This window comes from Edaphobacter aggregans DSM 19364, assembly GCF_000745965.1.
In the GTDB taxonomy this organism is placed as follows: Bacteria; Acidobacteriota; Terriglobia; order Terriglobales; family Acidobacteriaceae; genus Edaphobacter; species Edaphobacter aggregans.
On sequence record NZ_JQKI01000017.1, the window covers coordinates 1 to 20,654 of the forward strand.

A 20,654-nucleotide genomic window follows, 5' to 3' on the forward strand; every position below is an offset into this window, starting at 1 on the left:
CCGACTTCCTACTGGTGCTCTTGTGCCCGGATTAAGAGCATGGCTCCGGTACTGGCGATCGCTGGCATGGTGGCAAGGGCGGTCATAGCGGCAGCCCTTTGACCCCGTTGGAGAGACTTTTCAACCTATCGTCACCGGGTTGAATCGGATCCTAATTTTCCATCGAGGAGACGACCGATGACGGCAGGTAAGAAGTTGTGGCGAAACCGGAAGGAGAGAAAGAAATGGGCGCGACGATTGCAATCGGAGGACCCAGGCCTGGAGGTGGTTCATCCGCACGCCGCGGGGATTGATGTGGGAACAGCGCGCATTACGTCGCGGTGCGGCCGGACCGAGATCCAGAACCAGTACGCCGGTTTGAGTGTTTTACGGCGGACCTGCATCGTCTGGCCGACTGGCTACAGAGTTGTGAAGTAAAGACAGTCGCTATGCAGTCGACTGGGGTTTATTGGATTCCGCTCTACGAGATTCTGGAAGAGCGTGGCCTGGAGGTTTATCTGGTCAATGCGCGGCACACCAAGAACCTGCCAGGACGCAAGAGCGACGTGCAAGAGAGCCAGTGGTTGCTGAAATTGCACACCTATGGGCTACTGAACAACTCCTTCCAACCCGTGTCCGAGATTCGGATGCTTCGAACCTATTGGCGGCAAAGGGGAGAACACGTGCGTCAAGCGGCGACCTGCATTCAGCGGATGCAAAAAGCCCTGACGCAGATGAACGTGCAATTAGCCAACGTGATCAGCGACATAAGCGGGCTGACCGGACAGGCGATCATACGGGCGATCGTGGCCGGCGAACGCAATCCACGGAAGCTGGCTACGCTCAGTGATCCGCGGGTTCAAGCCAGCCAGGAAGAAATCGCCAAAAGCCTGGAGGGCAACTGGCGTCCGGAACTGCTGTTCGTGCTGCAACAGGAAGTAGACATGTACGACACCTATCAGAAACGAATCGCCGAGTGCGACCAGCGACTGCAGTAGCACCTCGCCAGCTTGACACATCCCCTCCCAGTCCAACCCCCGACACAAAAGCCCAAGACAAAGAAGCCAGCAGCCAAGAATGCCCCACACTTCGATCTCAGCAGCGAACTGCAGCGCTCACAGGCGTCGACCTCACCCGCATTGACGGCGTAGACGTGATGGTCGCCCAGACGCTGCTCAGCGAAGTGGGACTGGACATGAGTCGGTGGAAAACCGAGTCACACTTCGCCTCCTGGTTGGGGCTTTGCCCGGATAACCGTATCAGTGGAGATAAGGTGCTGGGCAGAGGTACGCGTCGCGTGGTCAACCGCGCCGCTACTGCACTACGACAGGCTGCTAACACCCTGATGCGAAGCCGCAGCTACCTGGGTGCTCAATACCGCCGTTTGCGTACCAAGCTAGGCGCTCCCAAGGCCATCACCGCTATGGCTCATCGACTCGCCCGACTTGTCTACCGCATGCTGAAGTACGGTCAAACATACATCGACAGAGGGACTGAGTACTATGAAGAAAGATTCCGCCAACAACAAATCCAGTTACTCCGAAAAAGAGCTGCCAAGCTTGGACTCAAAGTCGCGGAGATTCACGCTTGAAAGAGTTTTTGGAGAGAGAGGCAATATAAAGTGTCAATTTGGCCAAAACGGATCAAGAGTTTCGCGGCTAACCATTGAAAATAAATGAATTAATGGTCGGGACGACTAGATTCGAACTAGCGACCTCACCCACCCCAAGGGTGCGCTCTACCAGGCTGAGCCACGTCCCGACACTTTGCGCGCAGTCCAAGCGGACAGCGGCGGGGTTGTTCCGTTAAGTGTACACCGAGCGGGTTACTTGGTGGGAGGAACGTATTCCTTTGGCAGCGCTCCGCCTTCGCCGAAGAAGAACTCGTTCATCTGCTCCACCAGGAACTCCTGTGCCTCGCGGGTCCAGGGCTGCAGGCGGTACTCGTTCAGCAACATCTTCTGCCGCTCCACCCATTCGCCCCAGGCCTTCTTGGAGACGTTCTTGTAGACCTTCTGACCAAAGTCGGAGTCGAACGGTGGTTCGTCCAGACCCTCCATCTCGGCTTTGTACTTCGTGCAGAACACCATATGCGCCATTGTTCGCCTTCACTCCTTCAAACTTCCTTATTCTACGATGTTCCTGCGGCGAGGGACTCGCTTACCTGCGCTTTCCCTTTGCCTTTCGGTCACGCGCGCGGCTCTTCGTCTTGCCCTTCGATTTTGGTTTGCCGGAGCGATCCGGGCTTGTGTGCGTGGCATCCTTTCTGGACCTTCGGAGCGACCGCGGCGCGCTCGCGTTCTCGTACTCCGAGGGCATCAGCGCGAACTGCAGGCGGCGCTGCTGGCGGTCGATGCGGTCGAGCAGGACGTGGACCTTCTGGCCGATCTTGAAGACTCGTCCGTTACTCGCGCCGACGATGGTGCGATCGGTGTCGCGGAAGAAGTAGCGGTCGTCCTGAAGGCTGGCGAGGGGAACCATTCCTTCGATGAAGAGCTCATCCAACTCGACGAAGAAGCCGTACTTCGTGCAGGAGAGGATGATGCCGGTGAAGTCCTCGCCGACGCGGTCCTGCATGAAGCGGATCTTCTTCCACTCGATCAGCTCGCGCTCGGCGTCGTCGGCGCGGCGCTCGGCCTGGCTGGACTCGGTGGCGATGGAGTCGAGTTCGCTGTCGGGAAGCGGGCCTTCCTTCGCCTGTCGTCCGTGCGGTGCACGAGTCGCTGCCTTCTCTCCCCAGGGCTGCGGCTCGGTGCTCGGGATCGCGAAGCCTTTCGGGTCGGCGCCTGCATGCAGCAGATAGCGCAGAAGCCGGTGGACGATCAGGTCCGGATAGCGCCGGATGGGCGAGGTGAAGTGTGTGTAGCTAGGCGAAGCCAGCGCAAAGTGGCCGGCGTTCTTCTCTGCATAGCGCGCCTGCTTGAGCGAGCGCAGCATCAGGTACGAGAGGATGCGCTCCTCGGGCTTGCCTTGGATCTTTGCCGTCAAACGCTGATACATCTGCGGCGTGACCGGGATCGCGTCAGGGATCTCGTGCGTCTGAACACTGCGGCCTGAGCTGCGCGCGTCGCGCCGGTCGCCCTTCGTCGTCACACGCTTCACGGGCAGGTTGCTGAAGCCCAGCGTGTAGCCGAACTGCGCGGCGGTGTCTTCGAACTCGACGATGCGCTTGGGGTCGGGCGTCTCGTGAATGCGGTAGATGCCGGGAATTCCTTGCGCCTCGATCCAGTGCGCGACGCACTCGTTGGCCGAGACCATGAACTCCTCGATCAGACGATGCGACCAGCCGCGCTCGGAGCGCACGATGGCCTGCATGTTGCCTTCGGGGTCGAACTGCACCACTGGCTCGGGCAGATCGAAGTCGATGGAGCCGCGGCGTTTGCGTTTGGCGTTCAGCTTCAATGCAAGCTCGTGCATGCGCTCGAACTCGGGGACGAGCTCGCTGAACTCAAACCTCGCGACCTGGTTGCCGTCGAGGACCGCCTGCACCTGCGTGTAGGTCATGCGGCGCGCGCTGCGGATGATGCCTTCGCAGACCTCGAAGCCGACGATCTCGCCGCGCGCGTCGATCTCCATCAGGCAGCTCTGTACGAGGCGGTCTTCGTCGGGGCGGAGACTGCACAGGCCGCTCGAGAGCTCGTTGGGCAGCATCGGGATGGCGCGGTCGGGAAAGTAGACCGAGGTTCCGCGCAGGCGCGCCTCGAGGTCGAGCGACGTTCCCGGACGAACGTAGTGGCTGACGTCGGCGATGTGGACCTGCAACTGCCAGTTGCCGTTGGCGAGCGGCTCGACGTAGACGGCGTCATCGAAGTCGCGCGCGGTCTCGCCATCGATGGTGACGATGGGGAGGCGGCGGAAGTCGCGGCGTCTTGCGAGCTCGTCAGCGGCGAGCTTGTCGACGGTCTGCTGCGCTGAATCTACCGCTTCGGCGAGCACGTTGGCCGGGAAGACGTGCGGCAGATGGTGCTTGCGGATGACGATCTCGACGTCGACTCCGAAGGCGTCGGGCGGTCCGAGGACCTCAATGACGCGTCCGCGAGCCGGCCTTCCGGGAGTTGGGAAGGCGGTGATCTCGACGTCGACGGCGAGGCCTTCGAGCGGAGTCAGCGGGCTCTCGGCTGCGGTCCAGCGGCGCTGCTGCTCCTGTGCCTCTTCGCCAAGAACGCGGTGCGGCGTCGCGGCGGACTCGGGTACGATCTCGTCGCCTTCGGCGATGAGGATCGGCTGCGTCATGCGGTCGTCGAAGGGCGTGACGTAGTTTCCCTTCGCGAGCGGAAGGTCTTCCCACGGGCTGCGGCGGTGCGAGCGCGCGTAGTGGAAGATTCCTACGACGGTCGGGTTGCGGCGTGTGAGGACGCGAGCGACGCGGCCGGAGCGGCGTCCGTCACGGCCGCGCGGGGCTTCGTCGACGAGGACCTCGTCGCTTTGCATGGCTCCGTTGAGCTCATTCGGAGGAATGAACAGGTCGTCTTCACGGTTGCTGCTGCCGTTGGGGCGGACGAAGGCGTAGCCGTCGCGGTGCAGGTCGATGCGGCCGGCGACGAGGCGCTCGCGTGTGGGGTGCGGCTCGAGCGCGTTGGAGTTCCGCGGAGCGCGTGCGGTTCTGGCCGGGACTGCGGACGGAAGGCTCCAGTGGTCGTCGTCGATCTTGACCAGGGCTCCGCGGGCGGTGATGCGGGCGAGCTGCTCGAGCAGCAGGCGACGCTCGCGGCCGCCGCCGAGGCCGAGCTCGCGGACGAGTTGCTTGTAGCCGGCGCGCTGTCCGGCGGATCGGTCGATGCGGTTGATCAGCTCGCGATCGGTGAACTTGTAAGGATGTCCGGACATTCACCCAAGGATACGCGAGCGAGCGTCAGCGCTGCGCTGCGAGAGCGGTCGGCTCGCCGCGAAGCAGGTTCGCGGCCTGCTCGAGCGTGGTTGCGGGCGGAGTCGGGCGGAAGTCGGTCTTGACCTCGTCCTCCTGCTCGCCGATGGACTTGAAGATCAGGGCGCGGCCGGTGATGTGGATGTGCGACTCGGTGATCTGCCAGATACCTGGCGCCAGCTGGCTGCGCTTGACGTTGAAGGTTCCGCCTTCGTCGAGATGGCCGAAGAGACCGTAGGCGAACTTGACCTCGCGGATGAGCCTGCCCTTGATGTTCAGGATGCGATTGCCGGGTTTGGAGACGACGATCTCGCCGGCCATCGAAGCGAAGACGCGGGCCTCCATCGATGGGGCATCGAAGTTCGGGTCGGGCGTAAAGGCGAGCGCTATGCCGTCCGCGCCATCGTTCTTGACGGTCCAGAGGAAGGCGTCGGGAAGGAGGCGGAGCATGTTTTCAGCTCGCTTGTCGTCCTGCTGGCTGTCCTTGCGCTGCCTGGCCTGCTGGGAAGGATCGTGAACGAAGGACTCGATCCGCTGCATCTCCTCGTTGAGGCGGGCGGAGTCGAGCGGCCGGCCATCCTGCTGGATCTTCTTCTTTACGGAGCCGTGATCGGTCTCGACGACGGCGTAGACGAAGGTGCCCTCCGGTTTGGTGACTGTGGAGCGATAGCGCCAGCGGGAGTGGTCGTCTCGGTCTGCGGCCAGCTCAGTCTGGACCGCGTTGCGAACAATGGCTTGAGCGAGCGGGTCCTGTTTGGTTTGTTGTGCCGATGCAAGCAGACCAGCGGAAAGAAGCGAGACAGCAATTGTGCAACCGAGTAAGCCAGATCTCATTTACGTCCCTTGACCTCGTTCTGTGGTGTTGGATGCGAACCGGCCGGTATTCGTCAGTAACGCATTGAGGGGACCCCCTCCCCTTTTTGCGTAAAATATTGATTTATAATGGCTTATCTTGGCACTTCGATCGCAAAGTATTGATTCTATGCAGTTTAGATATCAATATTGATTCTAAACGGGAAAGGTCCCCGGCTCTGTTTAAGGCCAGTGTCTCTTTCTTTAAGTCTGATTTAAGGATAGCAAAGTGGAGGTAATTAATCGGCACTTTATATTTCTTTTAAATGAGGGAGATGCGCGGTTTTGGGGCTTGACAAGGTTTTTGGGGCGGGAGAGGCAATACCTCAGGGGCTGAAGCCCCCTTTTTGGGGGGACCGTAATGCCGGGGCTTAAAAAGCCCCGGCCTACCTCAGAAGCAAAGGCAAAAACAACGGCAATTGCAATAACAACAGCAAAAACGAGGACACCGACTTTGGATTGTTCAGGTGGTCCACTCGATGCGGACGGCGCGTTTGCCTAGGCGAAGGATGGGGGATTCGCCCAGTTTTTCGAGGTCGATGGTGCGGTCGGAGAACTTTTCGCCGTTGATGCTGACGGCGTTTTCCGACAGCTTGCGAGTGGCTTCGCCGGTGGAGGCGGCGAGGCCGGCTAGCTGGAGGAGTTTTGTGGTGCGGAGGGCCTCGACGTGCTGGCCGGCTGGTTGTCCGTCAGGGGAGGCGGAGAGGCCTTCGGCGGACTTTGGGATTTTGACGACGGGAACGTCTTCGGCGACGGACTTCTGCTGGAACTGGCGGGCCCAGCCCTCGGCGGCGGCGGCGGCGGCGGCCTGGGAGTGGAAGTCGCGGGTGATGGTGTGGGCGAGGTTCTTTTTGGCCTGCATGGGGTGCAGGGCTCCGGAGGCGACGTCTTCCTGCATCTTCACGATCTCGGAGCCGCGGAGGTCGGTGAGGAGTGTCCAGTACTTCCACATCAGGTCGTCGGAGATGGACATGAGCTTGCCGTACATCTCGGCGGGGGGCTCGTGGATCCCGATGGCGTTGTTGAGGGACTTCGACATCTTCTGGATGCCGTCGAGGCCCTCGAGGATGGGGTTCATGAGGATGATCTGCTGGGGCTGGCCGAAGTGGCGCTGGAGATCGCGGCCGCGCATGAGGTTGAACTTCTGGTCGGTGCCGCCTAGCTCGACGTCGCACTGGAGCGCAACGCTGTCGTAGCCCTGGGCGATGGGGTAGATCATCTCGTGCAGGGCGATGGGCTGCTCGTCGTTGAAGCGCTTGTGGAAGTCCTCGCGCTCGAGCATCTGGGAGACGGTGAACTGGGCGAGAAGCTTGACGAGGTCGTAGTAGGAGAGCTTGTCGAGCCACTCGGAGTTGTAGCGGACCTCGGTTTTTTCAGGGTCGAGGATCTTGAAGACCTGCTCCTTGTAGGTCTCGGCGTTGCGGTTGATCTCTTCGCGGGTGAGGGGCTTGCGGGTGACGTTGCGGCCGGTGGGGTCGCCGATGAGGGCCGTCGAGTCGCCGATGAGGAAGATGACGGTGTGGCCGAGCTGCTGGAAGTGGCGCAGCTTGCGGATGAGGACGGTGTGGCCGAGGTGGAGGTCGGGAGCGGTGGGGTCGAAGCCGGCCTTGATGCGCATGGGCTTTCCGGAGGCGATGGATTGCTGGATGCGCTCCTTCAGTGCGTCGAGGGGGATGATCTCGGCGGTGCCCTTGGTGATGAGGTCGAGCTGGTCTTCTACGGAGGGGAATGTCGGCATGGTCTGTCTTTCAGTATAAAGACGGGTCAGTATAAAGAGGCTATGCCGGACAGGGTGCGGAAGCACGAGAGGGAGACTCCGAGGAAGGAGAAGATCTGCAGGACGTGCGGGAGGGCGTTTGCCTGGAGCGAGGCTCGGGCGCGGGATTGGGATGTGGCGAAGTACTGCAGCCAGGTGTGCAGCGGGTATGCGAAGGGTGAGCGGGATGCCGAGCTGGAGGCGGCGATTCTGGAGTTGCTGGCGGAGCGAGGTGCGGGGAAGACGATCTGTCCTTCGGAGGCGGCGAAGCGGGTGGGTGGAACTGCGGCTCGTCGCGACTGGGAGGGGCTGATGCAGCCTACGCGTGAGACAGTGCGGAGGCTGGTGAAGGCGGGAAAGATTGTGGTGATGCAGAACGGCAGGGTGGTGGATTCGGAGAGGGCGAAGGGGGATCTGCGGCTGCGGCTGCGGTAGTAACCGTGGTTCAGTGTGCCATTGCGCCTTAGAAGGGTATAGCTCCCACGGCGAAACGCAGATCCTTCGACTTCGCTGCGCTTCGCTCAGGATGACACTTCCTTGGTGTGACAACGGAGACTCGCATCATGACTTCACGTCTATACTTTGGCGCATGGATGCGGAGAAGATGCGCGCGATGCTGCTGAAGCTGCCGCATGTGGCGGAGACGATGCAGTGGGGCGCGAACCTTGTCTTCTGGGTGGCTGACAAGGCGATTGGCGGGAAGATGTTTGCCCTGGTGGACCTGGATGACAGGGGCGGGCCGGTGATCTCGTATGCGGCGGGGCCGGAGCGGTATGCGGAGCTGGTGGAGCGTGACGGCGTGATTCCTGCTCCGTATCTTGCGCGGGCGTACTGGGTGGCGGTGGAGCGGTGGGATGTGTTTCGCGCGAGTGAGTGGCAGAGCGAGCTGGAGGCGGCGCATGCGCTGATTCATGCCAGGCTGCCGAAGCGGACGCGCGACGTGCTGGCGATGCCAGCGGGCGAGCGCAGGCGGCTGATCGCGGAGCGCAAGGCTCTGCTGGCGAGGCGTGCCGCAGCGAAGCGCTGACCGCCTACACAGACGGCCTGCCGGGTCTTACGACTGCGTCGAAGTGGTGCCAGTGGGCGTAGATGAGGAAGATCACAAGCAGGGCGGCGAAGAGGGCCATGCCGATCCCCTTGGGGTCCATGGTGATGTGGTAGAGCAAGATGACGACGAGGATGGGGCCGAGGATGGTGAGGGCCACTCCGATGTAACGGCCGATGAGGAGCAACACGCCGGCGATGACATAGAGCAGGCTGAAGAAGGTGAACCATCCGTACTTGAACATGATGGTGAAGAGGGTTCCGGCGTCGCCGGGCGGAAGCTGCATGGGGATGAAGTGCAAGAAGCCGTTGAGGCCGAAGACGGTGAACATGAGGCCGAGGAGGAGGCGGGCGATGAGGACGGCAATCTTCACGAGCGGTTCTCCTTTGGAGTTGGAGTGACCTGCGTAAGACCCGGGGAATAAGTTGCACCATAATAGAGGATTTGGGTAGGGTCAGCGTATGGAAATTATGAATTTGGCAGGAGTGGCGCTTTCGCTGGAGGGACGCGTGGCGCTGGTGACCGGAGGCTCGCGTGGCATCGGAGCGGCGACGGTAAGGATGTTTCGCAGGGCGGGAGCAAGGGTTGTGTTCAGCTATCGAGCGGCGGAGGCGCAGGCTCGCGCGCTGGTTGCGGAGTGCGGTGGCGAGGAGGTTTGCCGCGCGGTGAATCAGGAGCTGGCGGCGGCGGCGGATGGAGCGGCTCTGGTGAAGGCGGCGGTAGCGGCGTTTGGGCGGCTGGACTGCCTGGTGGTGAATCATGGCGTGTGGCCTCCGCATGACGCTCCCATCAGCGAGATGACGGATGCGCAGTGGCGCTCGACGCTGGGGATCAACCTGGATAGCGTGTTTGGGCTGGTGCGGGCGGGCGTCGCCGAGATGCAGCGGCAGCAGCCGCTGGACGGAGCGCGCGGACATATCGTGCTGGTGGCGTCGACGGCAGCGCAGAGGGGCGAGGCGTTTCATGCTGACTATGCGGCGAGCAAGGGCGCGCTGCTGAGCCTGACGAAGAGCCTCTCGAGCGAACTGGCCGGGCAGGGGATCTATGCGAACTGCGTGGCTCCGGGATGGGTGGAGACGGAGATGTCAGCCGCTGCCCTGAGGCATCCGGAGACGTCCAAGAAGGTGCTGGCGACGATACCGCTGGGCCGAGCGGCGCGGGTAGAGGAGATCGCTGGACCGATACTGTTTTTGTGCACGCCGCTGGCGGGGTTTGTCTCGGGTGAGATATTCAATGTTAACGGCGGCGCTGTGCTGGTTGGTTGATGGGAGCTGCGATGAGGCGATCTGTTCTTCTGCTGGTGGTGCTGGCGGTTGTGAGCTCGGGACGGGTGTGGGGGCAGGCGCGCGAGATTCCGAGCGCAGCGCCGGCGCAGGCGACGGGGAGCCCTGAGGAACAGGGGCGCAAGCTACTGGACGAGATGGTCGAGGCGCTGGGCGGGCAGGCGTGGAAGGACCGCAAGGACATGCAGGTCTTGGGACGGACGGCGGCGTTCTTTCGCGGCCAGCCGAACGGCACGGTGATCGAGTACACGGGATGGCGGAGGTTTCCGGACGCTACGCAGGGTGGGGCGGAGCGCATTGGATTTCTTAGCGACAAGAGCATGATTCTGCCGGGCAAGAAGATCGACATTGTGCAGATATGGACCGCCGATAACGGCTACGAGGTGACGTACAAGGGACGAACGACGATGCCGAAGGAGATCGTCGAGGACTATCAGCGGAGGAAGAAGCACTCGATTGAGAGCGTGGTGAACGACTGGCTGAAGGCTCCGGGGGTGATGATTCTGTCGGAGGGGTCGACGATGGTGGACCGCCGCATCGCAGAGAAGGTGACGGTGCTGAGCGCGGACAACGACGCTGTGACGATCGAGCTGGATGCGGCGACGCATCTGCCGCTGCGGCGGGCGTTCAGGTTCCGCAACCCGCAGTTTAACGACTTCGACGAGGACGCGGAGACGTATAGCGACTACCACACGGTGCAGGGATTACCGACGGCGTACAACGTGGCTCGTTATAAGAATGGCGAGATGGTGAACCAGCGTTTTCTGATGAAGGTGGAGTACAACATGGGGCTTTCGGCGGAGCTGTTCAACCCGGATAACTTGCTGAAGAAAAAATAGCCGGGATACTGAAGGTGCGCGGGAGCGGGCGCGGAGCGCAAGCTGAGCGGTTTATACTCAAGGTTGTCATGAGTGAATCGACTGAGAGCCTTGCCGTTGCGCCGACGGCGACCGGAACCCCTGCCGCGAAGCAGACGATGGACATCCTCGAGATCATGTCCATCCTGCCACACCGCTATCCTTTTCTGCTGATCGACCGCGTGGTGGAGATCGAGCGCAAGCAGCGGATCGTTGCCATCAAAAATGTCTCGTTCAACGAGCCGCAGTTCCAGGGGCACTTTCCGGACTACCCGATTATGCCGGGCGTGCTGATGGTGGAGGCGATCGCGCAGGCCGGCGGAGCGCTGCTGCTGACGGAGATTCCGGACCGCGAGCAGAAGCTGATGGTGTTTACCGGGATCGACAGCGCGAAGTTTCGCAGGCCAGTGGTTCCTGGCGACCAGGTTCGCATCGAGGTGAAGGTGCTGAACTGGCGCACGAGCGCGGTAAGGATGCAGGGCATAGCGACCGTCGAGGGCAAGGTGGTGTGCGAGGCGACGGTGATGTGCGCGCTGGTTCCACGGGCGGCGAAGCCTGAGGCAAAGCCAGAGTGAGCATTCATCCCACGGCGATCGTTGCTGAAGGCGCGAAGATTCCCGAGAGCTGCACGGTGGGGCCTTACTGCACGGTGGGCGCAAATGTCGTGCTGGGCGAGCGGTGCGAGCTGGTCTCGCACGTGGTGCTGGACGGCCACCTGACGATGGGCGCGGACAATCGCGTGTTTTCGTTCGCGTGCCTGGGGGTCGCGCCGCAGGACCTGAAGTACAAGGGCGAGCCGACGCGGCTGGTGATCGGCGACAAGAACGACTTTCGCGAATACGTGACGATCTCGCGCGGTACGGCGGGCGGCGGCGGCGTGACGCGCGTTGGCTCGGGCTGCCTGATTATGGCTTACACGCACATTGGGCATGACTCGGTGATTGGCGATGGCGTGATTCTGGCCAATGCGGCGACGCTGGCCGGGCATGTGACGGTTGAGGACTACGCCGTGGTGGGCGCGCTGAATCCGGTGCACCAGTTCTGCACGATCGGGAGATATGCGTACATCGGCGGAGGGACGACGATTACGCAGGACGTGCTTCCCTACTCGCTGACGAGCATCGAGCGGAATAATCATGCCTACGGGATCAATAAGGTTGGGCTGGAGCGGAAGGGCTTTACTCCGGAAGAGATCAAGCAGCTGCGCGCGGCGTACCGCGTGCTGCAGCGCTCGAAGTTGAACACGGCGGAGGCCGTTCAAGCGATGCGCGAGAAGATTGCGTCCGGCGAGTTTGGCGAGAAGGTGGCGTATCTGGCGGAGTTCATCGCGAAGAGCGAGCGGGGCGTGATTAAGTAGCGTGGACGAGAGAGCGCCTTTGAGTTACGGAGCAAAACTCGGTCTGATTGCAGGCAACGGGCACTTCCCTTTTCTGCTGCTGGATGCCGCTCGAGCGCATGGGCTTACGGTCGTGGTTGCGGCGATCAAGGAAGAGACCGATCCTGCGATGGACATGCGCGCAAAAGCCGATACCAACGTGCATGTGTACTGGATGTCGCTGGGTGAGCTGTCGCGGCTGATCGAGACCTTTCAAAGAGAGGGTGTGAAACGCGCTGTGATGGCCGGGCAGGTGAAGCACAAGCAGATCTTCTCGAGCATACGGCCCGACTGGCGGCTGGCGAAGCTGCTACTGAATCTGCGGACGCGGTCGACCGATGTGCTGCTGGGAGCGGTGGCGAAGGTGCTGGGCGACGAGGGGATCGAGCTGATCTCGTCGACGCAGTTTCTGGAGCCTCTGCTGGCGAAGGCTGGTGTGCTGACGAAACGCTCTCCGGATGAACACGAGCAGAAGGACATCACGTACGGGCGGATGGTCGCGCGCGCGATTGCGGGCTACGACCTGGGACAGACGGTGGTGATCGCGGGGCAGGCGTGCGTGGCCGTGGAGGCGATGGAGGGGACCGACGCGACGATTGAGCGCGCCGGGGCACTGTTCCGCTCACTGGAGGCCGAGGACGCCGTGCGCGAAGGAGCGAACGAGGGCACGACGCTGCGGCGCGCACTGACGGTAGTCAAGGTGGCCAAGCCGAACCAGGACATGCGCTTCGATGTTCCGGTGGTTGGGGTCCCAACGATTCGGACGATGCAGCAGGCGGGCGCAACGTGCCTTGCGCTCGAGGCCGGGAGGACGCTGATGTTTGATCCGGCGGCGATCGTTACGGCTGCCGACGCTGCGGGGATCGCCATCGTCGCGGAGTAGCTGCGCGAGCGATGTTTGTCACCGGTTTGTCGCGTGCAGGTTTCGGCGGAGTAAAATTGCGGTGCGCCAGCGAGGGCGCGCGTCTTACCGGCCTGATACTCGTATATAGATTGAAGCTCTACTAACAGAAGGGGAACGATGATGCGCAAAGGGATGTGGACTGCGGTTCTAGTTGCAGTAGTAATGGCGTGCGGCTTTGGGTTGAAGGCGAAAGCCGCCTCGGATGCACCGGCAGTGGGCGCGGCAGCGCCGAACTTTACGTTGCCTTCGCAGGAAGACAAGCCGGTAAGCCTGAAGGACTACAAGGGCAAGTGGGTGGTGCTGTACTTCTACCCGAAGGACCAGACGACGGGCTGCACGATTGAGGCGCACAACTTCCAGCGCGATATGCCGAAGTACGACGCCGCCAATGCAGTAGTGCTGGGCGTGAGCCTGGATACGGTGGAGGGTCACAAGGCTTGGTGCGCGAAGGACACCTTCAGCTTCAAGCTGCTGGCCGATCCGGACCACAAGGTAGTGGACATGTACGGCGTTCCGGTGGCTTCGCATGGCGACATGAAGTTTGCGGCGCGGCAGACGTTTCTGATCTCGCCGGAGGGCAAGGTGGTGAAGTTCTGGCCGAAGGTCGACGTGCAGACGCACAGCGAAGAGGTGCTGGCGGAGATCGCGGCGAACAAGAAGTAACGCTTCAAAGCAGAAGCGATTTTCTGCAGACGCAAAAAGGCCCGGGCGCTCACGGGGAGCAGACCGGGCCTTTTTGCTTGCCTAGAATGGTTGAGTTGCGGTTAAGTTAGACCATCTTCTTAGCGATGGCCTTCTTGACGATGGCTCGCTTAATGGCCTTCTTCACGATGGCCCGCTTGAGGGCCTTCTTGACGATGGCCTTCTTGACGGCCTTCTTGACGGCTGCCCGCTTGATGGCCTTCTTCACAACTGCCTTCTTGATTGCCTTTTTCGCTGCTTTCTTCGTTGCCAAGGTGATACCTCTCTTCTTAGGTTTTGTGGTGCTTGAGGTGCCCTTTTTACCGGCCGCTTTTTTAGGAGCGACCTTACCGCCGCGCTGGGCCCCGGTCTTCTTCGCGGCAGATTTCAATGTCTTCTTCGCTGCGGCCTTTTTGACGGCCTTTTTGGCAACCGCCTTCTTCACCGCAACCTTAACGGCCTTCTTCAAGACCGCCTTCTTGACTGCTTTCTTCAGGGCGGCCTTCGTTGCGAGCGCCTTCTTTGCCGGGGCCTTCACTACTGCCGGGGTCGGAACGCTACTCACAGGGAGCTCCGACTCACGGGTGGGAGGCGTGTAGGGCTCGGTCGTAGTCGGTGGTGGAGCAAAGATCTGCGCGTCCTCCGCGTGATCCTCGCGCTCGGTCTCTTCGGCTCCCAAAGCCTCCGCGCCCGCGTCGCTGTCCTCGCGGTCAAGAGAATCTTCGTCGTCGTCTGAGGAGACGAGGACCTCTTCCTCTTCTTCTTCCTCGTCCTCGAGAAAGCGATGGCTCAGGTCATCATCGTCATCGTAGTCGTGGTCGTGGTCGTCTGCGGCCGTCGCGTAGAACTTGATCGTCTCGTCATCAAACATCATGATCACTCATCCCCTTGCTGCGTTAGCCTTCTGCTTGTTTTCTTGCGGCCCCACAGCTTGCATCGCTCTTCATCGCCTTTTGATGCAAACGTTGAATCTTCGTTGCAATCCTGCGCACGAGATTCTAGCAACAGGATGCCTTTATGTGCCAGCAATGGCAAGCTTTCTTTTTGACAAGGAAGCTTATCGTGCAGCTTTCGATTTCGATTTGGAAGAGGAGGCCTTCGACTTGGACGATGTTGTCTTCGCGTGGGCGCCTCCAGAAGACTTCGCACTGGACTGCTTTGACGAGGCACGGCTCGTCTTCGCAAGCGATGAGGTGGACGCCGTGCGTTGCGCGCCTTTCCCGCGCGAGCTTTTGCCGCGCACACGCGTGCCGGGCGCGAGCTTTACGGGCGCGGCAACTGTGAGCGTACGGCCAGATGCGACTGTGTTGGAGGAGAGATGGTTCCAGCGCCGCAGATCCTCTACCGACACGCCGAAGCGATCGGCAACGGTGATGAGCGTGTCGCCGCGGCGCACGGTGTAGCGCTGCGCGTGCGAGCTCGTAGCGGTCGCAACAGGGATGACGAGCTCGTCGCCCTCGTCGAGCGATTCGCCGGGAGCGATGCTGTTGGTCTCGGCGATCTCGGAGGCGCGCGCGTGCATCATGGCGGCGATGGCGTCGAGGGATTCTCCGGCGCGGACGACATGGAAGCGCCAGCTGGAGCGCTTCTCTTCGGGGATCTCCTTGATACGCGCGAGATAGGCGTCGTGCGTGCCGACAGGAAGATGCAGGTCAAGGGGAACATCGTTTGGCGTGCTCATGCGCAGTAGGCTCGGGTTGAGGGCGACGATCTCCTGGAGAGACGCGTTGGTGACGTCGGCGACGAGACGCAGGTCGATGGCGTAGTCGATCGTGACGGTGTCAAACAACACCGGCGCGTCGGGGACGAGGTTGTCGAGCCCATACTGCGTCGGGTTCTTTGCCATGATGATGGCGGCTATGATGCCGGGAACGTAGTTCTTGGTCTCGCCGGGCAGCACGTTGCGGCGATAGAGCTCCCAGAAGTCGGCGTAGCCGGTCCTCATGACGGCGCGCTGCACGTTGCCTGGACCCCAGTTGTAGGCGGCCATGGCGAGATACCAGTCGCCGAACTGGTTGTAGAGCTCCTTCATGTAGCGGGCGTAGGCGCGCGAGGACTTCTCGGGGTCGAAGCGCTCGTCAAACCATCCGTTGCGGGTGAGGCCGTAGGCTCCGGCGAAGGGCATGAACTGCCACATGCCTCCGGCGCCGGAGCGCGCGTTGAGGGCCTGCGGCTGGAAGCCGGACTCGGCGACGGCGAGGTAGATGAGGTCCTGCGGCACGCCCTCTTCGCGCAGGTACCGGGAGATCATGTCCTTGTATTTGCCGGCGCGCTCGAGCGAACGCAGCAGATGGGCATGGCCGCCGGGCGAATTGGAGAAGTAGCTGATGAAGCCGGCGACGTAGTCGTTGACGACGAGAGGAAAGTCGGACTGCGTGGTCTTCAGCTCGGCGGCGAGTTTGGCGGTGAGCTCGGCGTTGGCGGGAAAGGTGACTTCGCTGGCGGCGTCGAGCGGCGCGGCCTCGATGGCGGGCGAGAGGCCATTGCCCTGCTTGAGCGCGGCGATCTCGAGCGAGTTGATGGCATCGAGCAGATGTTCGAACTCATCGGAGAGCTGCGGATCGTGCTTGAGGTCAAGGCCGCTGGTGAGCATCAGGTCGACGGCGGAGTCGAAGTCGGCGCGCGCAGCCTCGAGATGGCCGGCGCGGTAGTTGTCCACGCCGCTGCGGTAGGTCTGCTCCACGCGATTGATGAGCTGCTGCGACTTGTAGGCGGCGGCCGCGTCCTGCACGGTCTGCGCTGTGGATGGTTGCGGGGTCTGCGAGGCGCTTGCAGCAGCGGCGGTGCCGGCAGAGGGCGCTGTGGCCTGAGCGGGAACCTTGCCCGGCGCTCCGGTCTGCGCGGTCTTGTCCTGCGGACAGCCGGTGAGCAGAACCAGCGGCATGCACACCGCCATCAGTGCCCACCGCCGCGCAAGGTTGTATCGATTTGGCCGATGCATCGTTCCTGCTCATTGTATGACGCGTGGGGCTCAGAAACCTGAGCAGATGTTAGAGAGTGTGGCGCGGACGTTAGAGATGCGCTGGTATCATTGAAGATTGAGGCGTCGCGTCACACCGTATGGATCCCAGTCACATCCGCAACTTCGCGATCATCGCGCATATCGACCACGGCAAGTCCACCCTGTCGGACCGGCTGCTTGAGCTGACCGGCTCGCTGACCTCGCGCGAGATGCAGGCGCAGGTGCTGGACGCGATGGACCTGGAGCGCGAGCGCGGCATCACCATCAAGGCCCACACGGTCCGCATGGTGTACAAGTCGAAGGACGGCGAGACGTATCAGCTGAACCTGATCGACACGCCGGGCCACGTGGACTTCAGCTACGAGGTCTCGCGCTCGCTGGCCTCGTGCGAGGGTGCGCTGCTGGTGGTGGACGCCTCGCAGGGCGTCGAGGCACAGACGCTGGCTAATGCGTATCTCGCCATCTCAAACGGGCTTGAGATCATTCCGATCATCAACAAGATCGACCTGCCGAGCGCCGATATTCCGCGCACCAAGGAGATGATCGAGAAGTCTGTCGGGCTGCCGGCGGACGACGCGATTCCCGTCTCCGCGAAGACCGGGCAGAACGTCGATGAGATTCTTGAGGCCGTCGTGCACCTGCTGCCTCCGCCGAAGGGCGACGCGGACGCTCCGCTGCAGGCGCTGATCTTCGACTCGTGGTTTGACCCGTATCGCGGTGTGATCGTGCTGGCGCGCGTGATCAACGGACGCATGCGCAAGGGGCAGCGCATCAAGCTGATGTCGAACGGCAAGGTCTTCGATATCGAGAGCATGGGCGTGATGACTCCGAAGCCTGTGGAGTTGGAAGAGTTGAGCGCAGGTGAGGTCGGGTTCTTCGTCGCTACGATCAAGAACGTCGCGGATACGAAGGTGGGCGACACGATCACCGACGTCGAGCGGCCGTGTGCGGAGGCGCTACCGGGCTTTGAAGACATCAAGAGCATGGTCTTCGCCGGGCTGTACACCGTGGACTCACACGAGCACGGCATGCTCCGCGATGCGCTCGAGAAGCTGCGGCTGAACGACAGCTCGTTCAACTTCGAGCCGGAGTCGTCGGTGGCGCTTGGCTTCGGCTTCCGCTGCGGCTTTCTGGGGCTGCTGCACCTGGAGATCATTCAGGAGCGGCTGGAGCGCGAGTACAACCTCGACCTGATCACCACTGCGCCGGGCGTGCGCTACAAGATCACGCTGACGGACGGCTCCGTCGTCGAAGTGGACAACCCTTCGCGCTGGCCTGACCCGAGCGAGATCGAGACGATCGAAGAGCCGGTGATCACGGCGAAGATCCTGACGAACGAAGAGTACGTCGGCGGCATCCTGAAGCTGGTCGAGGACAAGCGCGGGCGCCAGCAGAACTTCGAGTATGTGAGCGAGACGCGCGTGATGCTGACCTATGAGCTTCCGCTGAACGAGATCGTGCTGGACTTCTACGACCGGCTGAAGTCGGTCTCGCGCGGCTATGCTTCGCTGGACTACCACCTTGCGGGGTCGTGGGTCTCGCCGATGGTGAAGATGGACATCCTTGTTTCGGGCGAGCCCGTGGATGCGCTGTCGATCATCGTGCATCGCGACTTCGCCTACGATCGCGGCAAGGCTCTGGTGGCGAAGATGCGGGAACTGATTCCGCGTCAGATGTTCGAGGTGGCGATCCAGGCAGCGATCGGGTCGAAGATCATCGCGCGCGAGACGGTCTCGGCGATCCGCAAAAACGTGATCGCGAAGTGCTACGGCGGCGACATTAGCCGCAAGCGCAAGCTGCTGGAGAAGCAAAAGGAAGGCAAGAAGCGGATGAAGCGGATCGGCAAGGTCGACATTCCGCAGGAGGCCTTCCTGGCGGTCCTGAAGGTCGGCGAAGAATAATCTCGACCCTTGGGCGGATCGCTCTAAACTACCGGGGCTCAGTTGCTATCGGCGGTTTCGATTAACACGACAGTAACTTTTATCTGTGGAAACCCCTGAAATCGGGTTATTTGGCGCGAGAGGGGACTTGGTCTGGTCTGCAACGCAGACCAAGTCGCACAACCTACTGTATTTTCCGTATGTTACGATCCGGCAATTTATTGCGACATCTTAACAAATGGTCCTCCGAAACGGACCGCGGAAAAGTGCCTGGCACAGGATGCACAGGTTTTCCACAGAAATGGCCTTGATCAGAGAAAAACTTAAACAGCTATCTGGAAGCTCAATGAGAGCCTCCAGATAGCGTATTCGTGAGGCTGGTTGATCAGCCCTTACTGTTTGGGGGGTGCGGGCCTGGTCGCGGCCGGGGGGGTCGTGCGCGGACGTGCCCCGGGCGCACCGGCCGACGGAGCGGACGGCGGAGGAGCCGCGACACCCGACGAGGCGTTGTAGGCATTCACGACCGCCAGGGTGATGTCGATGTTTGGGTTCTGGCTGGCCCACATGACGTTGCTGTTCTGCTGGTTGCTGACGTCAAGCAGCAGCGTGTAGCCGTTCTGCGCGACGTAGCTCTGCACCGTGCCCGAGACCTTGCGGGCGACCTTGGCATAGGCCTCCTGCAGATCCGCCTGGTAGGCGTTGTTGGCATCTTCGGCGTCGCGGTTAAGCTGCTTTTCCTTGGTGTCGATGCTCTTCAGGCGGTTGGCGCGCTCTTCATCGCTGAGAGTTGCAGGGGCGCTCTGAAGCTGCTTCTTGAGCGAATCGACCTCCTGCGCGAGGGTGTCGATCTGGGCCTTCTTGGGCTCGTACTTCTTCTGAACTTCCTGAACGGCCCTCTGGCCCTCGTTCGTGGCGAAGACACACTGCTCAAAGGCGATGAGAGCGATCTTTGCGGGCACGGCCTGCGGCGGCAGGGGCGGCGTGTTGGCTGCAGGAGCGGCGGCGGGTGCAGCGGCAGCGGGAGCGGGCGTTGCAGCCGTCTGCGCCATCGCAGCGGCAGTCGACAGTCCCGCACTAAGGGCGGAGACAAGAACAAGGGAGCGATTCATGCGGTGTTTGGTACTCCTTCGGGGATCGTCCAAGAAATCATCCGGCCGTAGGTGCAGCATCGCGACCTTCCGAGCCAATGGCCCTGCATCCGCTCGATGATGCACCCTTCGAGAGTGGACCACCTGTGCCTCGACCATCCGGCGAAATTACGTTTTCGCCGACAGGGAGCGAGAGGGCTGCCAGAACAGGTCCGATTATAGGTCCGGGCCAGAGGCGGGTCAAACAAAACCCTTCAGGCGTCGTGGCTAATCCCAAAATATGGAACCTTTGAGTGACGGTCTCCTGTTTTTGGACGGCTCGACCCCAAAAAGGGCGTAAAGTCGCGGAAGATGGAACAAATTTATTTGGCCTCAGGATTGCTTTCGCCTTAGTCGTGTCGCGTGCCTGGGAGGCCCCTGAAGTCCAGTTCGCTACACCAACTGCCGGCCCGAAAGAAGCTGCTCCCATGACGGACAGCCGTGAGTCGGTCGTTGGGATTCCCGCCCGGGAGTCACTTTTCTGGGAGGCCAGTGACTGGCCCTAGGAGCATCGGCCGCTTTCTTCCCTGGAAGCGGCTGCCATCCTTATAGATATAGATATTGCTCATTGATTCGTCTTTTTCGGTCTTTTAATTTTAGGTCCGCATAATCCAAGCAACCCAGGTGCCAAACGGGGATCAGGGCAGACGAGGCCGGTCGGGATAGACGCTCTACCCCCTTCGATGTAAAATAAGGATGACTCTGAAGAGAGTGCTTGCAAAGCATAAGGCTTTGCGCGTACCCTGTGTCTTGCCTCGAGAACCGGCTGTGGGTGCCGATCCTGCATAACCACCGACGAAGTTTGGGAGTGGTGGAGGCATTCGTTACAGTGCACTGGCGTGGTCGGGCAATGTTGCAAAGGATGAGAGGGTGAAAGGAACGGCCATATCAGGCGTTCCGTGCTGCCCAGGCTTGGCAGGCCAGCCGGCCGGGGAGCGAGTAGCGGCAATTTAGACGTCCGTTTTGAGTACAACTTGAGACCGGTTTCTCCGACGCTGCAATTCGAGTTTGGTTCGCGCTTCGTTGTCTCGACGAAGACGGATGTACTCGTTGTCGTGGGAGTAAATCGCTAATTGCGCTCCGGCGCAAC

Annotated in this window: 17 protein-coding genes, 1 tRNA gene and 1 pseudogene; 10 read left to right on the forward strand and 9 right to left on the reverse strand. The window is 61.4% G+C overall.

Features of this window, described 5'->3' with window-relative positions:
- The first annotated feature begins 237 nt into the window (after window positions 1-237).
- Window positions 238-1,570, forward strand: a pseudogene (locus tag Q363_RS08455) (IS110 family RNA-guided transposase).
- 93 nt (window positions 1,571-1,663) lie between these two features.
- Here the strand turns inward: Q363_RS08455 and Q363_RS08460 are convergent.
- The 5 genes from Q363_RS08460 to tyrS all read right to left on the reverse strand — a co-directional run bounded on the left by Q363_RS08460 (window position 1,664) and on the right by tyrS (window position 7,432).
- Window positions 1,664-1,740, reverse strand: a tRNA-Pro gene (locus Q363_RS08460).
- 64 nt (window positions 1,741-1,804) lie between these two features.
- Window positions 1,805-2,077, reverse strand: a complete 273-nt coding sequence (locus tag Q363_RS08465; RefSeq protein WP_035349357.1) for an oxidative damage protection protein — start codon at window positions 2,075-2,077, stop codon at window positions 1,805-1,807.
- Window positions 2,078-2,138: 61 nt separating this feature from the next.
- A complete protein-coding gene (locus Q363_RS08470) occupies window positions 2,139-4,805 on the reverse strand; it encodes a ribonuclease R family protein (RefSeq protein ID WP_035349359.1) in 2,667 nt (888 codons plus the stop codon).
- Window positions 4,806-4,830: 25 nt separating this feature from the next.
- Window positions 4,831-5,676: a hypothetical protein gene (locus Q363_RS08475; protein ID WP_035349360.1), complete on the reverse strand. Its 846-nt coding sequence runs from the start codon at window positions 5,674-5,676 to the stop codon at window positions 4,831-4,833.
- Between the two features lie 481 nt (window positions 5,677-6,157).
- Window positions 6,158-7,432 carry a tyrosine--tRNA ligase gene (gene tyrS, locus Q363_RS08480; protein WP_035349362.1) on the reverse strand — a complete coding sequence of 425 codons (1,275 nt, stop codon included), beginning with the start codon at window positions 7,430-7,432 and terminating at the stop codon, window positions 6,158-6,160.
- Window positions 7,433-7,474: 42 nt separating this feature from the next.
- On the opposite strand from tyrS, the gene Q363_RS08485 reads away from it, so the two are divergent.
- Window positions 7,475-7,885, forward strand: a complete 411-nt coding sequence (locus Q363_RS08485) for a DUF3253 domain-containing protein (RefSeq protein WP_035349364.1) — start codon at window positions 7,475-7,477, stop codon at window positions 7,883-7,885.
- Between the two features lie 178 nt (window positions 7,886-8,063).
- Window positions 8,064-8,477 (forward strand): MmcQ/YjbR family DNA-binding protein, encoded by a 414-nt coding sequence (locus tag Q363_RS08490; protein ID WP_245632116.1) that lies wholly within the window; start codon window positions 8,064-8,066, stop codon window positions 8,475-8,477.
- Between the two features lie 4 nt (window positions 8,478-8,481).
- Here Q363_RS08490 and Q363_RS08495 read toward each other — a convergent pair whose 3' ends face one another.
- Entirely contained in the window at window positions 8,482-8,868 is a 387-nt protein-coding gene (locus Q363_RS08495) for a hypothetical protein (RefSeq protein WP_035349366.1), read from the reverse strand.
- 97 nt (window positions 8,869-8,965) lie between these two features.
- Between Q363_RS08495 and Q363_RS08500 the strand changes: the two genes are divergently transcribed.
- The 6 genes from Q363_RS08500 to Q363_RS08525 all read left to right on the forward strand — a co-directional run bounded on the left by Q363_RS08500 (window position 8,966) and on the right by Q363_RS08525 (window position 13,577).
- Entirely contained in the window at window positions 8,966-9,760 is a 795-nt protein-coding gene (locus Q363_RS08500; protein ID WP_425387644.1) for an SDR family NAD(P)-dependent oxidoreductase, read from the forward strand.
- A gap of 11 nt (window positions 9,761-9,771) precedes the next feature.
- Window positions 9,772-10,617 carry a hypothetical protein gene (locus Q363_RS08505; protein WP_157466647.1) on the forward strand — a complete coding sequence of 282 codons (846 nt, stop codon included), beginning with the start codon at window positions 9,772-9,774 and terminating at the stop codon, window positions 10,615-10,617.
- A 68-nt stretch (window positions 10,618-10,685) separates the two neighbouring features.
- Entirely contained in the window at window positions 10,686-11,210 is a 525-nt protein-coding gene (gene fabZ / locus Q363_RS08510; protein WP_084080142.1) for a 3-hydroxyacyl-ACP dehydratase FabZ, read from the forward strand.
- Window positions 11,207-11,992: an acyl-ACP--UDP-N-acetylglucosamine O-acyltransferase gene (gene lpxA / locus Q363_RS08515; protein WP_035349371.1), complete on the forward strand. Its 786-nt coding sequence runs from the start codon at window positions 11,207-11,209 to the stop codon at window positions 11,990-11,992. The genes fabZ and lpxA overlap by 4 nt, the downstream gene beginning before the upstream one ends.
- A gap of 19 nt (window positions 11,993-12,011) precedes the next feature.
- The gene (locus Q363_RS08520) at window positions 12,012-12,893 is read left to right on the forward strand and encodes an LpxI family protein (RefSeq protein ID WP_035349460.1); all 882 of its coding nucleotides are present in this window, start codon (window positions 12,012-12,014) and stop codon (window positions 12,891-12,893) included.
- Window positions 12,894-13,031: 138 nt separating this feature from the next.
- Window positions 13,032-13,577, forward strand: a complete 546-nt coding sequence (locus tag Q363_RS08525) for a peroxiredoxin (RefSeq protein WP_035349372.1) — start codon at window positions 13,032-13,034, stop codon at window positions 13,575-13,577.
- A gap of 106 nt (window positions 13,578-13,683) precedes the next feature.
- On the opposite strand, the gene Q363_RS42700 is transcribed toward Q363_RS08525, so the two are convergent.
- Together Q363_RS42700 and Q363_RS08535 are read right to left on the reverse strand one after the other, a co-directional pair.
- Window positions 13,684-14,469 (reverse strand): hypothetical protein, encoded by a 786-nt coding sequence (locus tag Q363_RS42700; protein ID WP_157466649.1) that lies wholly within the window; start codon window positions 14,467-14,469, stop codon window positions 13,684-13,686.
- A 183-nt stretch (window positions 14,470-14,652) separates the two neighbouring features.
- Window positions 14,653-16,536, reverse strand: coding sequence for a lytic transglycosylase domain-containing protein (locus Q363_RS08535; RefSeq protein WP_245632117.1), 1,884 nt, complete (start codon window positions 16,534-16,536; stop codon window positions 14,653-14,655).
- 119 nt (window positions 16,537-16,655) lie between these two features.
- Between Q363_RS08535 and lepA the strand changes: the two genes are divergently transcribed.
- Window positions 16,656-18,458, forward strand: a complete 1,803-nt coding sequence (lepA, locus tag Q363_RS08540; RefSeq protein ID WP_035349374.1) for a translation elongation factor 4 — start codon at window positions 16,656-16,658, stop codon at window positions 18,456-18,458.
- A 371-nt stretch (window positions 18,459-18,829) separates the two neighbouring features.
- Here the strand turns inward: lepA and Q363_RS08545 are convergent, their stop codons facing one another.
- The gene (locus Q363_RS08545; RefSeq protein WP_035349376.1) at window positions 18,830-19,546 is read right to left on the reverse strand and encodes an OmpH/Skp family outer membrane protein; all 717 of its coding nucleotides are present in this window, start codon (window positions 19,544-19,546) and stop codon (window positions 18,830-18,832) included.
- Window positions 19,547-20,654: the final 1,108 nt, after the last annotated feature.

What these genes read in the sequence shown, in the direction of transcription:
- Q363_RS08465 (WP_035349357.1), bottom strand. Translation starts at nt 2,077, where the DNA reads ATGGCGCATATGGTGTTCTGCACGAAGTACAAAGCCGAGATGGAGGGT.
- Q363_RS08470 (WP_035349359.1), bottom strand. Translation starts at nt 4,805, where the DNA reads ATGTCCGGACATCCTTACAAGTTCACCGATCGCGAGCTGATCAACCGC.
- Q363_RS08475 (WP_035349360.1), bottom strand. Translation starts at nt 5,676, where the DNA reads ATGAGATCTGGCTTACTCGGTTGCACAATTGCTGTCTCGCTTCTTTCC.
- tyrS (WP_035349362.1), bottom strand. Translation starts at nt 7,432, where the DNA reads ATGCCGACATTCCCCTCCGTAGAAGACCAGCTCGACCTCATCACCAAG.
- Q363_RS08485 (WP_035349364.1), top strand. Translation starts at nt 7,475, where the DNA reads ATGCCGGACAGGGTGCGGAAGCACGAGAGGGAGACTCCGAGGAAGGAG.
- Q363_RS08490 (WP_245632116.1), top strand. Translation starts at nt 8,064, where the DNA reads ATGCTGCTGAAGCTGCCGCATGTGGCGGAGACGATGCAGTGGGGCGCG.
- Q363_RS08500 (WP_425387644.1), top strand. Translation starts at nt 8,966, where the DNA reads ATGAATTTGGCAGGAGTGGCGCTTTCGCTGGAGGGACGCGTGGCGCTG.
- Q363_RS08505 (WP_157466647.1), top strand. Translation starts at nt 9,772, where the DNA reads ATGAGGCGATCTGTTCTTCTGCTGGTGGTGCTGGCGGTTGTGAGCTCG.
- fabZ (WP_084080142.1), top strand. Translation starts at nt 10,686, where the DNA reads ATGAGTGAATCGACTGAGAGCCTTGCCGTTGCGCCGACGGCGACCGGA.
- Q363_RS08525 (WP_035349372.1), top strand. Translation starts at nt 13,032, where the DNA reads ATGATGCGCAAAGGGATGTGGACTGCGGTTCTAGTTGCAGTAGTAATG.
- Q363_RS42700 (WP_157466649.1), bottom strand. Translation starts at nt 14,469, where the DNA reads ATGATGTTTGATGACGAGACGATCAAGTTCTACGCGACGGCCGCAGAC.
- Q363_RS08535 (WP_245632117.1), bottom strand. Translation starts at nt 16,536, where the DNA reads ATGCATCGGCCAAATCGATACAACCTTGCGCGGCGGTGGGCACTGATG.
- lepA (WP_035349374.1), top strand. Translation starts at nt 16,656, where the DNA reads ATGGATCCCAGTCACATCCGCAACTTCGCGATCATCGCGCATATCGAC.
- Q363_RS08545 (WP_035349376.1), bottom strand. Translation starts at nt 19,546, where the DNA reads ATGAATCGCTCCCTTGTTCTTGTCTCCGCCCTTAGTGCGGGACTGTCG.